Annotated in this window: 14 protein-coding genes; 8 read left to right on the top strand and 6 right to left on the bottom strand. The window is 61.6% G+C overall.

All coding sequences use genetic code 11. The features are described 5' to 3' along the window. Window positions 1–11 precede the first annotated feature (11 nt). Both AB8A27_RS03295 and AB8A27_RS03290 read left to right on the top strand, forming a co-directional pair. On the top strand, window positions 12–701 hold the full coding sequence (locus AB8A27_RS03295) for a DUF1345 domain-containing protein (protein WP_441240663.1): 690 nt from the start codon (window positions 12–14) through the stop codon (window positions 699–701). 72 nt (window positions 702–773) lie between these two features. Further along, the gene (locus AB8A27_RS03290) at window positions 774–2,378 is read left to right on the top strand and encodes a Na+/H+ antiporter (protein ID WP_441240662.1); all 1,605 of its coding nucleotides are present in this window, start codon (window positions 774–776) and stop codon (window positions 2,376–2,378) included. Window positions 2,379–2,453: 75 nt separating this feature from the next. Here the strand turns inward: AB8A27_RS03290 and ispG are convergent, their stop codons facing one another. Continuing rightward, on the bottom strand, window positions 2,454–3,737 hold the full coding sequence (gene ispG / locus AB8A27_RS03285; protein ID WP_092139848.1) for a flavodoxin-dependent (E)-4-hydroxy-3-methylbut-2-enyl-diphosphate synthase: 1,284 nt from the start codon (window positions 3,735–3,737) through the stop codon (window positions 2,454–2,456). 587 nt (window positions 3,738–4,324) lie between these two features. On the opposite strand from ispG, the gene AB8A27_RS03280 reads away from it, so the two are divergent. Next, the gene (locus AB8A27_RS03280) at window positions 4,325–4,636 is read left to right on the top strand and encodes a PilZ domain-containing protein (RefSeq protein ID WP_441240661.1); all 312 of its coding nucleotides are present in this window, start codon (window positions 4,325–4,327) and stop codon (window positions 4,634–4,636) included. 43 nt (window positions 4,637–4,679) lie between these two features. Beyond that, entirely contained in the window at window positions 4,680–5,726 is a 1,047-nt protein-coding gene (locus tag AB8A27_RS03275; protein WP_441240660.1) for an HD-GYP domain-containing protein, read from the top strand. 11 nt (window positions 5,727–5,737) lie between these two features. Here AB8A27_RS03275 and AB8A27_RS03270 read toward each other — a convergent pair whose 3' ends face one another. The 3 genes from AB8A27_RS03270 to AB8A27_RS03260 form a co-directional block, all read right to left on the bottom strand. Beyond that, window positions 5,738–6,652: a DMT family transporter gene (locus AB8A27_RS03270; RefSeq protein WP_441240659.1), complete on the bottom strand. Its 915-nt coding sequence runs from the start codon at window positions 6,650–6,652 to the stop codon at window positions 5,738–5,740. 42 nt (window positions 6,653–6,694) lie between these two features. After that, entirely contained in the window at window positions 6,695–7,180 is a 486-nt protein-coding gene (locus AB8A27_RS03265; protein WP_441240658.1) for a Fur family transcriptional regulator, read from the bottom strand. 158 nt (window positions 7,181–7,338) lie between these two features. Next, on the bottom strand, window positions 7,339–8,334 hold the full coding sequence (locus AB8A27_RS03260) for an AraC family transcriptional regulator (protein ID WP_441240657.1): 996 nt from the start codon (window positions 8,332–8,334) through the stop codon (window positions 7,339–7,341). A gap of 257 nt (window positions 8,335–8,591) precedes the next feature. Here AB8A27_RS03260 and AB8A27_RS03255 point away from each other — a divergent pair, with 257 nt between their 5' ends. The 4 genes from AB8A27_RS03255 (at window position 8,592) to AB8A27_RS03240 (ending at window position 12,817) form a co-directional block, all read left to right on the top strand. Beyond that, complete coding sequence (locus AB8A27_RS03255) at window positions 8,592–9,437, top strand: outer membrane protein (protein WP_441240656.1); 846 nt, start codon at window positions 8,592–8,594, stop codon at window positions 9,435–9,437. Between the two features lie 162 nt (window positions 9,438–9,599). After that, window positions 9,600–10,079 (top strand): MarR family winged helix-turn-helix transcriptional regulator, encoded by a 480-nt coding sequence (locus AB8A27_RS03250; RefSeq protein WP_441240655.1) that lies wholly within the window; start codon window positions 9,600–9,602, stop codon window positions 10,077–10,079. Beyond that, window positions 10,072–11,241, top strand: coding sequence for an HlyD family secretion protein (locus AB8A27_RS03245; RefSeq protein WP_441240654.1), 1,170 nt, complete (start codon window positions 10,072–10,074; stop codon window positions 11,239–11,241). Before AB8A27_RS03250 ends, AB8A27_RS03245 begins: the two co-directional genes overlap by 8 nt. Before the next feature lie 4 nt (window positions 11,242–11,245). Continuing rightward, window positions 11,246–12,817: a DHA2 family efflux MFS transporter permease subunit gene (locus tag AB8A27_RS03240; RefSeq protein WP_441240653.1), complete on the top strand. Its 1,572-nt coding sequence runs from the start codon at window positions 11,246–11,248 to the stop codon at window positions 12,815–12,817. Between the two features lie 256 nt (window positions 12,818–13,073). On the opposite strand, the gene pcaG is transcribed toward AB8A27_RS03240, so the two are convergent. Together pcaG and pcaH are read right to left on the bottom strand one after the other, a co-directional pair. Beyond that, entirely contained in the window at window positions 13,074–13,655 is a 582-nt protein-coding gene (gene pcaG / locus AB8A27_RS03235; RefSeq protein ID WP_441240652.1) for a protocatechuate 3,4-dioxygenase subunit alpha, read from the bottom strand. Then, window positions 13,655–14,356 carry a protocatechuate 3,4-dioxygenase subunit beta gene (pcaH, locus tag AB8A27_RS03230; RefSeq protein ID WP_441240651.1) on the bottom strand — a complete coding sequence of 234 codons (702 nt, stop codon included), beginning with the start codon at window positions 14,354–14,356 and terminating at the stop codon, window positions 13,655–13,657. Before pcaH ends, pcaG begins: the two co-directional genes overlap by 1 nt. Window positions 14,357–14,390 lie beyond the last annotated feature (34 nt).

Here is a 14,390-nt window from a genome sequence, read left to right as displayed (position 1 = left end):
AAGAACCGATCATGTCGGAGACGGGCAAGGATCTCGATGAGCTCCTTGTCCGTTTTCGCAAGATGCCGGCGGCCTATCGCGTGGTCTATGCGCGGCCGCGCACTTTCTTTGCGCTTCTGATTGGCATCATTGTCTTCTTGGTACTGCCGTCCTCCCTGCGGCTGGTGACGCGGCTCCTGATCGGCTGGGACGCCTTCATCGCCCTCTATCTGCTGCTGGTCTATGGCATGATGCTGACCGGCGGCAGCAAGCGCATCCGCCGCAATGCCGCGCTTCAGGACGACGGCAGTTTCGTCATCCTGATGGTTGCTGCGCTCGGTGCCTTTGCTAGCATTGCTGCCATCGTGTTCGAACTCGGCGCCGGCAACCGGACCGCGCCCGAACTGACATTGGCGGTCGTCACCATCGCGTCGTCCTGGGCGGCCGTGCACACGACATTCTCGCTGCACTATGCGCATCAATATTATCGCGGGCCGAAGCCGGGTGGGCTGGCCTTTCCCGAGGGTGACAAGAAGGAAGCCCCCGACTACTGGGATTTCGTCTATTTCGCCTTCGTCATCGGCATGACCGCGCAGACCTCGGATGTCGGGATCACCGAAAAATCGATCCGTCGCACGACAACGGCGCATGGCATCGTGTCCTTCATCTTCAACACGGCGCTGGTCGCGCTGATGGTCAATATCGCGGCAAGTGCGATCTGATACTTCAGCACGCGCCTGCATTGACCTTGTCGCCGCGCCGGGCAAATTAGGCCTGTAGAGGATATCGCCCGCGTGGAAACCAAATTTCCGATCTTTCTGGTTCTGATTGCTGCGCTTGCGGGTACGGCGTGGCTGGCCAAGCGCATCAGCATTGCCCCGGCGATCCTGCTGCTGCTGGCCGGTATCGCGCTGGCTTTCGTGCCGGGCATGCCGGCGCTCGAACTGCCGCCCGAAGTGGTGCTGCTCGGCGTGCTGCCGCCGCTGATCTATTCGGCCTCTGTCGCCATGAGCTGGCGCGAATTTCGAGCCAGTCTGCGCATCATCACGCTGCTGGCCGTTGGTTGCGTGATCTTCACCGCATGCCTCGTCGCTACGGCGACGCATTACCTGATCGGGCTGCCGTGGTCGGTCGGTTTTCTGCTCGGCGCCATTGTGGCGCCGCCGGACGTGGTCGCACCGCTGGCGATTGCGCGAAAACTCGGCCTGCCGCGCCGGATGCTGGTCGTGCTGGAAGGCGAGGGCCTTGCCAACGATGCGACGACGCTGATTCTGTATCGCTTCGCGGTGGCGGCGATCACCACCGGGGCATTCTCGCTGACGAAGGCGGCCGGCACCTTCGTCGCCATTCTCGCCTGCGAACTCGTCTTTGGCCTCGCCATCGGCTGGCTCAGCCTGCGCATGCGTCATCGTGCGCGCGATCCGCAGGTCGAAATCACGCTGTCGCTACTGACACCCTATGTCGCTTATCTCATCCCCGAACATTTCGGCGGCTCGGGTGTGATCGCTACCGTCGCCTGCGGTCTTTACATCTCCTGGAATGGTCCGCTGCTGATCTCGGCGGCAACGCGCCTGCAAGGCATCTTCTTCTGGGATTTGGTGATCTATCTGGTCGAGGGCCTGCTGTTCCTGCTGACAGGTTTCCAGATGCGGGCGCTGATCGAGAGGTCGAAGGCCTTTCCAATCGCCGACATCATGCTGGCCACGGCGCTGGTCATCGTAGTGATCATCCTGGCGCGGTTCGTCTGGGTTTATGCCGCGATCTATGTGCCGCGCTGGCTCAGCGCGGATCTGCGCAAGCGCGATCCCGCGCCGAATTGGCAATGGACCTTCGTCGTCGCCTTTACCGGCGTGCGCGGCGCGGTGTCGCTCGCCGCAGCACTGGCGCTGCCGTTCACGCTGATGTCCGGCGATGCCTTTCCGGCGCGCGACCTGATCCTGTTCGTCTCGTTCAATATCATTCTGATCACGCTGGTCGGCTTCGGCCTGTGCCTGCCCATGGTGGTGAAGTGGCTCGGCGTGACCAGGATCGGCCGCGCGGAATATATCGCCGAACATGAGGCTGAACTCGCAACACGCCGCGAAGCACTGGCCACAGCACTGGCGCGGCTCGACGCGATGACCGACGATCGCGAGCTCTCCGACGAGGTCGTGAAGCTGCTGCGGGCGCGCCACGAAAGCCGGTCGAACCAGCTGCCCGGTGAACTCGATCCCGAGGTCGATGTCTCGGCGGTCGGCATCGATCTGGTGCGCGAACTCATCAAGGCCGAGCGCAAATTCATCCATGCGCAATTGCGCGACGGTAAGATCACCGATGAAAGCCGTCGCCGGATTGAGCGCGATCTCGATCTGGAAGAAGCGGGCTTGAGCAATCGCGAGTTTCGGCGGATTCCGCTGTAGGTAGCTAGCAGCCGCACAAACGAAAACGGCCGGGACAATGCCCGGCCGTTTCAGTTTGCATTTGAGTGGTGCGGCTTACTCGGCCGCGGTGACGACTTCCGGCGTCTTGCTGCCCTTGCCGTAGCGCTGGTCGATATAGTCGATCACCAGTGCCTTGAAGTCGGCCGCGATGGTCGGGCCGCGCAGGGTACGGAATTTCTCGCCATCGACGAACACCGGCGCGGCCGGGCTTTCGCCGGTGCCGGGCAGCGAGATGCCGATATTGGCGTGTTTGGATTCGCCGGGACCATTCACGATGCAGCCCATGACCGCAACGTTGAGATTCTCGACGCCCGGATACTGGGTCTTCCAGGTCGGCATTTCGATGCGGATGAAATCCTGGATCGAACGCGCCAGTTCCTGGAACGTGGTCGAGGTGGTGCGGCCGCAACCGGGGCAGGCAGCGACCAGCGGCACGAAGGTACGGAAGCCCATGGTCTGCAGCAATTCCTGCGCAACCTGAACTTCCAGCGTGCGATCGCCGCCGGGCTCGGGGGTGAGCGAAATGCGGATGGTGTCGCCGATGCCCTGCTGCAGCAGAATGCCGAGCGCGGCCGAGGAGGCGACAATGCCCTTCGAGCCCATGCCGGCTTCGGTGAGGCCCAGATGGATTGCATAGTCAGAGCGCGAGGCCAGCGTCTGATAGACCGCGATGAGGTCCTGCACCGCCGAAACCTTGGCGGAGAGGATCATCTTGTTCTTCGGCATGCCGAGTTCTTGCGCGCGGGCTGCCGACAGCAATGCCGACTGCACCATCGCTTCACGGGTCACGGCGCGAACGTCCTTCGGATTCGGGGACAGCGCGTTCTCGTCCATCAGCTTGGTGAGCAGTTCCTGATCGAGCGAACCCCAGTTCGCACCGATGCGGACGGCCTTGTTGTTCTTGTTCGCGATCTCGATGATGTCGGCGAACTGCGAGTCACGCTTGCTTTTGAAGCCGACATTGCCGGGATTGATGCGGTATTTGTCGAGCGCGGCGGCGCAGGCCGGATATTCGGCGAGCAGCTTGTGGCCGATATAGTGGAAGTCGCCGACCAGCGGCGTGGTGATGCCCTGCTTGTCGAGCGCTTCGCGGATATGCGGAACGGCAGCGGCAGCCTCGTCACGGTCGACGGTGATGCGGACCATTTCCGAGCCCGCGCGCGACAGCGCTGCGACCTGGTCGATGGTGCCCTGAATGTCAGCCGTGTCCGTGTTGGTCATCGACTGCACGACGATCGGGGCGCCGCCGCCGACGGCGACGTTGCCAACCATGACCTGTGTGGTGAGGTGCCGGGGCGCCGGTCCGGCGATGTCCGACGGAATTTCAATCTTGTTCATGGGGTCTCGAATATCAGATTTCTGCGACATTCATCAATGGAGCTGTCATCAATGGATCAGTCGCTGACGGGCCCCGGCCGTTCAACGGCAGGGTTGCGGTTGGCAAAATAGCTAAGCTGCAGGCGCTCCGGTTCAACACCTGTGCCCAAGATGACAATACACGATTTCTCAAAGCGTTAGACGAGAATTGTGGTCGATGCTTAACCGGTAATCGGTTCCGCCTGGAGTCGTCTGATCGCCGCCAAGCCGGCCTCGGGCGCCCCGATGTTCCGAAAACGACCATTTGGCTCGATGCTCGTCGGCTGCGGCGCTGCCCGGGCTGATGTCGGACGCTGGTTCCAATCCCGTGCGGGCCGCTACCGCTACTTATGTAGGCAATTTTTTAACGATCCTGCGGTACTTAAGTAAAATACAATCTGAAATTACATTGTAATAATTTTCTACCGTAAGCTTCTTGTTGTCGCGCGTTTCGTGCGGCCGCCGGTGTCATTCTCACAGCCAAACCGGCCCCAAAACGCGCTCTCGCCTGGATTTATTTGCAACCAGCGCAGCGGCTTTTCGTCGAGCGCTGTTTCCGGAGCGGTTTGATGGCGTTCGGTAAACGAAAAAGCGAGCGGGTGGTGTTTGCTCGCGGAATTCCGGTGCGAATGGTCAGCATCGACGGCGCATGGACGCGACATTGCCTGATGATGGATGCGTCGAACACCGGTGCGCGGTTGACCGTCGGCGATTCGCTCGCGGGCCTTGATATCAAGGAATTCTTTCTTCTGCTGTCGGCGACCGGCCTCGCTTATCGCCGCTGCCGGATGGTGCGCCTGGCAGGGGATCAGATTGGGATCGAATTTGTCACGCCGAACAGGACATGGGCGAAGGGTGTCGTCCCGAACGTGACGGTCTGACTCCGGAAGGAGCAGTCAGACCACGCGCCGACAGGATCGTGAAATGCGGACCACAATCCATATCCTTGCCGATGACAGCGACAAGCTATCGCGCTTGCGGGTGCTGCTCGAAAAACGATTCACGGTCACCGGCATGACGCTCAGGCGCGCTGCGGGTGGCGGACCATATGACGCGATCGTGGTCGCTGCGGATCTCCGTGCGGCAGGCAATATCGCGATATTGAAACAGCATCAGAGCTGCATCGCATCATCGCGCAAACGCATCTTCGTGATGGAGCGCAATGAGCGGCTGCTCGTTCTACAGGCCTATGCGCTGGGTGCCACCGGTATTCTGTTTGCCCCTGTTGCGCAGCAGGACTTCGTGCGGATTCTCACCAATGGTGTTGCGGGCAGCGGCGAGCGCAGTTGTACGAGCGCCGTGCAGGCGACGCTCGATGGCGCAGAAGCGATGGCGTCCATGTTCACCGCCGTGCTTGCTGGCAGGCCGATCGATGTCGCTGCCGTTACATCGGCTGCTGGCAGGATTGCGGAAGGCGTCGTCGCGAGCGGATTGTCTGCCTGGCTCGAAGCCGTTCGCCAGCATCACGAAGGGACCTATCAGCATTGCCTGCTGGTGATGGGTGTCGTGGTCGATTTCGGGCGAAAACTCGGGCTAGCGGAAGCGGATATGCGGCGGCTTTATTCGGCTGCGATGTTCCATGACATCGGCAAGGCCGCGATCCCCGCCGCTATTCTCAACAAGCCCGGCAAGCTTGATCTCGACGAGCGCAGAATAATGGAGACGCATCCAGCGGCGGGATGCGACTATCTCGCGGCCGTCGGCGGCGCCTCGCATGAAGTGCTCGATGCGGTCCGGCATCATCATGAATATCTCGATGGAAGCGGATATCCGGACGGCCTCGCGGGCAGCGCCATTTCAGATGTCGTCCGGATCGTGACGATATCCGACATCTTCGCGGCACTCATCGAGCGGCGGTCCTACAAGCCGCCGCTATCCCGGCAGCAAGCTCTCGATATACTGCAAGGCATGAGCGGCAAGGTCGAAATGCCGCTCGTTCGTGCGTTCAGGGATGTTGCGCTGCCTTGCTAAGGACGCCGCCATCAGGCGCGCGGGGGGCGATTGACCAACACCAATCCAGCAACGACGAGCAGAGCCGCAAATCCGAAGGCTGGCGTCAGGTGGTCATCGAGAATGAGATAGCCAGCCGCAACGCCAAACAGGGGTGTGATGAAGGTGAAAGCGGCCAGTTTGCTGGCGGAATAGGTCTTGATCAGCCCGAACCAGAGCAAAAACGTGAAGCCGACCACCCAGAAGGCCTGAAACGAGAGCAGGGACAGCGCCAGCGGACCGGGAACCCGGGTCACGGTCTCGCCGGCCAGCAGCGCCGCCAGGCCCAAAATCGGGACAGACAGTCCGACCTGGTATCCCAGTGCCTTCTCGGGCGGGGCGTAGAGAAGCGGTGTCATTTTGACCACCAGCGTGGTCGCGGCCCACAGCCCCGCACCGGCGACGATCATCAGATCCCCGATCACCACGTCGGTGGTGACACCGGGCTGCGGGACGCCGATGGCCACGGCGACGCCGGCGAAACTCACTGCGAGGCCGGCCCATTGCACGGGGCGCAGGCGTTCGCCCAGGAACTGATAGGCGCCGAAGGCGACGAAGAACGGCATCGTGTAGAGGAAAACCGCGGCGCGCGAGGCCGTCGTGAATTGCAGGCCGTGAAAGATCAGCACGAATTCGAGGCCGAACAGCAGGCCGGCAAACAAGCCAGCTTTCAGCGTACCGTCGCGTTCGAACAGTTTGACGCCGCGCACGCGCGCAATGGCCAGGATGACCAGCAGCGCGCCGGCCGAGCGCAGCATCGCCTGCGTGTAAGGCGGGATATCGTGCAGCACCAGCTTGATGGCGATCTGGTTGAAGCCCCAGGTCAGGCACAGCATCAGCACGAGGGCGATGGCGCCGGCGGTGAGTGCGCGTCCGCCGGCTGGGCTGATAATGGTTTCTGCAGACATGAAGCCTCGGGCCCGGCTTGTCGCCGTGTTGTTATGGGATCGTCACGCCTGACAGTGCGCGCAGGTTCCGGTGATTTCGACAACAGACAGTTTCGGGACGAAGCCAGTCGTCCGTGCGGCATCGTTGAGGCTCTGCGCGACTTTCGTGGCCGGCACTTCGCCGACCGAGCCGCATTTGTCACAGATCAGAAACGCGACCATCGAGGCCGTGCCGTGATCATGGGCGCAGGCCAGGAAGGCGTTGCGGCTCTCGATGCGGTGAACGAGGCCGTTCTCCATCAGGAAATCAAGTGCGCGATACACAGTGATAGGGGCCGGACGCGAAGTGGTCTTGGCGAGCTCATCGATGATCTCGTAGGCCCCGAGCGGCCGATGGCTTGCGAGCAGCGCTTCAAGCACCTGCCGGCGGATCGGGGTCAGCTTCTGCGACCGGGCCGCACAGACATGCTCGGCATGATGCATAGCGTCCGCCGTACAGCGGTCGTGATCGTGGCCAGGAGCCGGGAAAGTTGGTTTCGGAACTGCCATATGGAGGTAGCTTAACCCGTTGGGTGTGATTGTGCCTGTCTTTTCGGCGTCGAGCCCCAGTCTTACACCAAATCCTGCGCCGCCAAACGACGAGCGTTCCCTTCAGATGGGGGACAGCCGGGCGATTGCAAAGGTTGAATGGGCGATACAGGGCCGGATCAGATGGAGCTTTTGCGCTCCCGGCGCAGATCCGATGGCGAGGTGGCATATCGACGCCGGAATGTCCGGTTGAAATACGACAAATCGTTGAAGCCGGCCTCGTCGGCGATCTTCCCGATCCGCTCATCGGCCCGCAAAGGGTCGAGTAGCAGTGCATAAGCGAAGGCCAAGCGCCGTTCGAGCAAATATTCCGACAGGCTGAGGCCATGTTCGCGAAACAGCTTGCGAACGTAATCCGGCGAGATTTTCTGAGCCGCCGCCAGCGTATCGGCCGAGAGGCCGTGATTTCCGAGGTCTGCTTCGATAGCTGCCTTGATCGCGTGCCAGCGCAACAGGCGGGTGCTGGAAGGCCGGGACGTCTCGGAGCGGTTCTCCAAACCGATGATCAGAAGTGCGATCAGGCTACATAGATCGGCTACGACATGGTGCTGAAGATGAGTTGGGGCGGACTCGTCGAGGTCGATCGCTTCCTGACAATGCGCCATCAATAGCCGCAACGTCCGAGCCTCGAGGAGGACAGGTCGCATGAGCCAGGCACTGAGATTCGGCACCTTGATCGCCAGCGCGGCACGGTCGATCTGAACGATCAGATGCTGCGTCTCATGAGATGACGTATGCCAACCGGCGTCCCTGGTTGTCATGAGGACCGCGTGGTCCTGTTCGATGATTTCTTCGCGGCTATGCTGCGATGCGCGAGCACGACCTTTCAGAACAACCGCAAAGACGACAGCGTCGGGCGATGGCGCAATCGCAACATCCGGCAGGCGATTATTCGCCGGAAATCCCGTGCCGATAAAAACAATCGCGCCTGGTAACCCGTGTAATGCAGTATCGGTCGAAACTCGGGAGTCCGTCGGAAGTGGGGATTCGACGTTGAATGTCAGGCGCCCGAATTGGAGCTGCGGTGTCGCCAGATTTTTGGAAGCAACCGCGATGAGTGAATCGGGTGTTTCGGGACCGGGTCCAGAAGTCACGAGGATCAGTCCTGCAAGCATTGAACTACATCTTGGTCGTGCCAGTGCCGGCTCACGTTCATACTGATCGCTGTTAGCGTGCCTTCTGGTATTTCTGTCTTTGATAGTTCGCGATGCGCCATGTGGCTTGAACGCAACAAGCAGAACGAATTGCAGTGCGAGTCTCGTCCAGTCCTGTCGCGTCGCGTCCGGTCCAAGTCGCTGAGGTCTCATTCAACTACACATCATCGAAGCAGGGCTTTCGGCCTGCCTTCGTTGATCTGTTGTTGAGGAGACTGATGGTGAAACGCACCGTATTGGCCGCTGCAGGCCTCGCCATCATGGCGTTTTCGTCGACCGCCGGCGCTGCGGATCTGTCGCCCCGCATGTACACCAAGGCGCCGGTTCTGGTGGACCCCGGCATCAACTGGACCGGATTTTATGCCGGCCTCAACGGTGGCTATAGCTGGGGCAGAGGCGACGCCACTTTCCTGCCGGGCACCGCCTTTGCGTCGCCGGTCAAGCAGGACGTCAATGGCGGCCTCGGCGGTGGCCAGATCGGCTACAACTGGCAGCTTGACCGCACATGGGTCGTCGGTCTCGAAGCCGATATCCAGGGCACCGGTGAACGTGGCAGCGCGAACTCTCCAGTGAGTTCGCTGCGGACCACCTTGCCGGGCGGCGACTTCAATCTGTTGACGCAGACATCGGCCGCCAGCTCGTGGAGCTTCCCGTGGTTTGCGACCTTCCGCGGCCGCGTCGGCCTGCTGGCAACGCCGGATCTGCTCCTCTACGGCACCGGCGGTCTCGCTGTCGGCGAGGTCAAGTATTCGACGCAGACGACCGTGACCGGGCAGCTGTTTGGGCCGGGATCGCAGGGCACGACACCGGCCAGCGCCGCCGTGACGGTTCCCGGCACGTTACTGTCGGAATCGCAGACCCGTGTCGGCTGGACCCTGGGCGCCGGTCTGGAAAAGAAGTTCGGCACCAACTGGTCGGCCAAGCTCGAATATCTTTACCTCGACCTGGGTTCGGCGACCTATTTCGGCGGGACGGCCAACCAGACCTCGGTCGGCTTCCACGACCACGTCTTCCGCGCCGGCATCAATTATACCTTCAGCCCGGCCGTCGTGGCGAAATACTGATCCTTCGATCGCTCCCGAAAACTTCAAGCCCGGCCTTCGAGCCGGGCTTTTTGCTGTTCGGGAGGGCTTAGCCATGCGCTTGTCGCGGGGCTGCGTCGTATTGTCCGCCGATGTGCTATTAATAAGCTTGCTTATAATAAGCTAGCTTTATGGAGCGCCTCTATGTCCTGCGAGCCTGACACCGGCACCGATTTCCTGTCCGCTTTGTTCGAGACCCAGCGCATGTTGCGACAGCTGGCCGACAAGGAAGCGCGCCAGTTCGGCATGACGCGCGCCCAATGGGCGGTGCTCGCCAAGGTCGAGCGCAACGAGGGGCAAAAACAGACCGATCTCGCCGACGCCATGGAAATGGCGCCGATCAGCCTGACGCGGCTGATCGACAAGCTCTGCGACAGCGGCCTGATCGAACGCCGCAATGACGACACCGACCGCCGCATCAAGCGCCTCTATCTCACCGAGGCTGCGCGCCCGCTGACGGCCAAGCTGGCGGTGCTGCGCGGCAACCTGATGCAGGTCGCATTCGACGGCGTGAGCGAGGCGGACATGAACCAGCTCGTCGCGCATCTCGAAACCATCAAAGACAATATCCGCGCTGCGCTGAATCCCGCAGCCACAAAGACCAAGGAACAAGCTTATGGCTGAGCCCGTGCTGAAATTTCCCGACAAGGATGCGCCCGAAGGCGGATCCGATGGCGCCGCGACCACGCAGCGTCAGGGAGCGAAAGGTTTCCTGAAGCGCTATCGCCGATCGCTACTGCTGGTCGTGTTGCCGGCTGTGGTTCTGATCGGCGGCGTTGCGTTCTATCTCTCGGGTGGCCGTTACGTCGGTACTGACGACGCCTATGTCGGCGCGCAGAAGGTGCTGATCACGCCGGATATTTCCGGCAAGGTCGACAAGGTGGTGGTGCGCGAAGGCCAGCACGTCAATCAAGGCGACGTGCTGTTCGAGATCGATCCGGTGCCGTTCCGGCTCGCGCTCGACGATGCCAGGGCCAAGCTGGCGCAGGCGAAAACCACCTATGACAACCTTGTTAGCAACGTGAAGATCTATGGCCAGATGCAGGATCTGGCGCAGCAGGGCGTCGACTTCAAGCAACGCGACGTCGAACGCAAGTCGACGCTGGTCAAGAGCAACTTCGGCTCGCAGCTCGATCTCGACAATGCGGCGACCGCTGCGGTGACCGCGAAGGCGCAGCTCGAACTCCTGAAGCAGCAGCTCGCGACTTCGATGAACCAGTTGCTTGGCAATCCCGACCTGCCGCTGGCCCAATTCCCGCCTTACGCGCAGGCGCAGTCGGCACTCGATCAGGCCCAGCGCAATCTCGACCACACCGTGCTGAAAGCGCCGATTTCCGGCGTCGCGACACAGGTCGATAACATTCAGCTCGGCCGCTACGCGATGGCCGGCACGCCGATCCTCACAGTGATCGACGACAACAGGCCGTGGGTCGATGCCAATCTGAAGGAATCCGACTTCACTTACATCGCCGTCGGCCAGACGGTGGAGATCGACGTCGATGCGTTCCCGAACCACGCCTTCAAGGGCACCGTTGGTTCGCTGAGCCCCGGCACCGGCGCGCAATTCGCGATCCTGCCGCCGCAGAACGCCACCGGCAATTTCGTGAAGGTCGTGCAGCGCGTGCCGGTGCGGATCTATCTCGATTATGCAGATCCCTTCGTGAAGCGACTGAAGGCCGGCATGAGCACCTATACGACCATCGATACCAAGCATCATCGCTCGCTGGCAGGCTTGCTCGGACTTTCGTCAGCCAAGGCTGAATCGGCCAAGGCAAGTCAGGACTGATCCGATGACCACGTCGGCGCCATCTCCAAGTGCGGTCCCCGGCTTTCGCCGGAACATGGTGACGATCTGCGCCATGACCGCCACCATCATGCAGGCGCTCGACACCACCATCGCCAATGTGGCGCTGCCCTATATGCAGGGCACGCTGTCGGCGTCGCAGGATCAGGTCAACTGGGTGCTGACCTCCTATATCGTGGCTGCGGCTATCATGACCGCGCCGGTCGGCTGGATCGCCAACCGGTTCGGCCGCAAGAAGATCTTCATCGTCTGTTCGGCGGGTTTCACTGTCGCTTCGGTGCTGTGTGGCCTCGCGCAGGACATCAACCAGATGGTCGGCTTTCGCTTGTTGCAGGGCGTGTTCGGCGCGGCGCTGGTGCCGCTGTCGCAAGCGGTGATGCTAGACAGCTATGCGCTGCATGAGCGCGCCAAGGCGATGTCGATCTGGGGCATGGGCGTGATGCTGGGCCCGATCATGGGGCCTTCATTGGGCGCCTGGCTGACTGAAACCTATTCCTGGCACTGGGTGTTCTTCGTCAATCTGCCGTTCGGCATCGTCACGGTATTTGGCCTGCTGGCCTTCATGGACGAGACCAGGACCAATGCAGAACTGAAATTCGACTGGTTCGGCTTCGGCGCGCTGGCCATCGGCATCGGGGCAATGCAGCTCGCGCTCGACCGCGGCGAGCAACTCGGCTGGCTCGAATCCAACGAAATCGTTATCGAGGCGATCGTCTCGGTGATCGGCTTCTATTATTTCTTCGCGCATTCCTTCACGACCTCGAAGCCATTCATTCAGTTCGCCATCTTCAAGGACAAGAATTTTGTCGGCGGCTGCGTGTTCATGGCCGTCATGGGGCTGGTGCTGTATTCGACCATGGCGCTGTCGTCCCCCTATCTGCAGAACGTGATCGGCTATCCGATCCTTACGGCAGGTCTGCTACTGGCGACGCGTGGCTCCGGCACCTTCGTGGCGATGATGCTGGTCGGCCGTTTCATGAAATATATCGAGGCGCGCACCCTGATCATGATGGGAATGGCGCTGATGTCGGTGTCGCTGTTCTTTACGTCGATGTGGACCGACCAGACCGGCGTGCCGGAGATCGTGATCGTCTCGATCGCGCAGGGATTTGGCCTCGGTCTCGTCTTCGTGCCGCTGTCCACGGTGGCATTCCTGACGCTGCCAAATCATCTGCGCACCGACGGCACCTCGATGCTCACGCTGCTGCGTAATGTCGCGAGTTCGATCGGTATTTCCATCGTGATCGCGCAGCTCACCTCAAACACCCGTATGGCCCATGCGGTGCTGGTCGAGCACGTCACACCGTTCAATAACGCGCTGCAGATGCCCAACGTGACCGGCGCGATCAATCTCGCCACCGACAGCGGCCGCGCCGTGATGGACGCCATCGTCACGCTGCAGGCAACCATCATCGCCTTCGGGCTTGATTATCAGATGGTGATGCTGGTGACGCTCTGCGCGATTCCGATGGCGCTGATCATCGGCTCGTCCAAGGCGGTGTTGCGCGCGCAGGCGGCGAAGCCGGACGCGGACGAGCATCCGGCGGTGATGGAATAGACGGTGCTTAACCTCTCCCCGTCCTTTACGGGGAGAGGTCGCCGCGTCTTCGCGGCGGGTGAGGGGCATGGCACGCGGCCAGCCATACACACGGGCTCTCGAATCGGACTCTAATTTTGATGGGGAGTGCTATGGCGGGAGAGATCCGATGGTCTTCCCGAGGTGAGAGCGTGTGCCATGCCCCTCACCCGACCGGCTTCGCTACGCTGCGCCGGTCGACCTCTCCCCGCAAAGAGCGGGGAGAGGTTAAGCAAGATCACACGTCGAAGAACACCGTCTCGTTGTCACCCTGCAGGTGAATGTCGAACCGGTACACACCCGGCGCCGTCTTCTTCGCAATCAGCGTGGCACGACGATCGGCGGGGACGAGGTTCATCACCGCGTCGCTCGTTGTCGCGGCTTCATCCTCGAAATAGATTCGCGTCATCGACTGCATGGTCATGCCGCGGCCGAATACGGCCATCACGATATGCGGGGCCTGTGGCTTGCCATCGATGCCGGGCACAGCGCCGGGCTTGACGGTGTCGAACGAATATTCGCCGGCGTCGGTGGTGCCGGAACGACCAAAACCCTTGAAGCCCGAATTCGGCAGCCCGCGGGTGTCCTGCGGATCGGCGAAACGGCCCTGTGCGTCGGCCTGCCAGATTTCCAGCACCGCATCAGGCACCACCTTGCCGTCGCCGTCATAGATCACGCCTTCGATGCGGATCTTGCCGCCGGTGACGTCTGGCGTCAGCAGGTTGTTGGTGAAGGCGTCGTTCCAGGCATATTTGCCGTTCGGCGTCAGGCCGTAGGCGTAGAACGGACCGACGGTCTGCGACGGGGTAATTCCGGGCATCAGTGATTCTCCGTCGGGGTCGCGTTGCGGCCGCGCAGTACGATGTTGAAGCGATAGGCCAGCGCCCAGCCGGGTTCGGTGACGTCGAGGTCGAAGTCCGACACCATGCGCAGGCGCGCCTTCTCGTCGGTGACTGAGTTGAAGATCGGATCGAACGGGAACAGCGGATCGTTCGGGAAATACATCTGCGTCACGAGGCGCGAGACGAAGGAATGGCCGAACACCGAGAAATGGATGTGCGCAGGACGCCACGCATTGTGGTGATTACCCCACGGATAGGCGCCGGGCTTGATGGTGATGAACTTGTAATTGCCCTTGGCGTCGGTGACGGCGCGGCCGGCGCCGGTGAAGTTCGGATCGAGCGGTGCGGGATGCTGGTCCCAGACATGCACGTAGCGGCCGCAGGCATTGGCCTGCCACAGTTCGACCAGCGTGTTCGGCACGCCGCGGCCGTCCTCGTCCATCACCGTGCCGTGGACGATGATGCGTTCGCCGAGCGGCTCGCCGGCATGCATGGTGGTGAGGTCATGATCGCCGGGGCGCACGGTCTCGTGGCCATAGACCGGGCCGGTCAGTTCCGACATCGTGTGCGGCATCAGAATGCGCTGCTTCTGCGGTGCGCGCTTGATGGTGCTCTTGTAGCCGGGTGAGAGGCGCGGCGCGTGCGCCGCATTGCTCTCGATGGGATAGATTAGCGTCATGCTGGTTTTCCCTTTTTGGCCGCCGCGGATCCCG

The organism is Tardiphaga sp. 768_D3_N2_1 (assembly GCF_052076105.1).
GTDB lineage: Bacteria > Pseudomonadota > Alphaproteobacteria > Rhizobiales > Xanthobacteraceae > Tardiphaga.
Note: the sequence above shows the minus strand (reverse complement) of the source record. Positions and strands in the feature narration are given on the sequence as shown.

Coding starts and splice junctions, on each gene's coding strand:
- AB8A27_RS03295 (WP_441240663.1), top strand. CDS start 12: ATGTCGGAGACGGGCAAGGATCTCGATGAGCTCCTTGTCCGTTTTCGC.
- ispG (WP_092139848.1), bottom strand. CDS start 3,737: ATGAACAAGATTGAAATTCCGTCGGACATCGCCGGACCGGCGCCCCGG.
- AB8A27_RS03280 (WP_441240661.1), top strand. CDS start 4,325: ATGGCGTTCGGTAAACGAAAAAGCGAGCGGGTGGTGTTTGCTCGCGGA.
- AB8A27_RS03275 (WP_441240660.1), top strand. CDS start 4,680: ATGCGGACCACAATCCATATCCTTGCCGATGACAGCGACAAGCTATCG.
- AB8A27_RS03270 (WP_441240659.1), bottom strand. CDS start 6,652: ATGTCTGCAGAAACCATTATCAGCCCAGCCGGCGGACGCGCACTCACC.
- AB8A27_RS03265 (WP_441240658.1), bottom strand. CDS start 7,180: ATGGCAGTTCCGAAACCAACTTTCCCGGCTCCTGGCCACGATCACGAC.
- AB8A27_RS03260 (WP_441240657.1), bottom strand. CDS start 8,334: ATGCTTGCAGGACTGATCCTCGTGACTTCTGGACCCGGTCCCGAAACA.
- AB8A27_RS03255 (WP_441240656.1), top strand. CDS start 8,592: ATGGTGAAACGCACCGTATTGGCCGCTGCAGGCCTCGCCATCATGGCG.
- AB8A27_RS03250 (WP_441240655.1), top strand. CDS start 9,600: ATGTCCTGCGAGCCTGACACCGGCACCGATTTCCTGTCCGCTTTGTTC.
- AB8A27_RS03245 (WP_441240654.1), top strand. CDS start 10,072: ATGGCTGAGCCCGTGCTGAAATTTCCCGACAAGGATGCGCCCGAAGGC.
- AB8A27_RS03240 (WP_441240653.1), top strand. CDS start 11,246: ATGACCACGTCGGCGCCATCTCCAAGTGCGGTCCCCGGCTTTCGCCGG.
- pcaG (WP_441240652.1), bottom strand. CDS start 13,655: ATGCCCGGAATTACCCCGTCGCAGACCGTCGGTCCGTTCTACGCCTAC.
- pcaH (WP_441240651.1), bottom strand. CDS start 14,356: ATGACGCTAATCTATCCCATCGAGAGCAATGCGGCGCACGCGCCGCGC.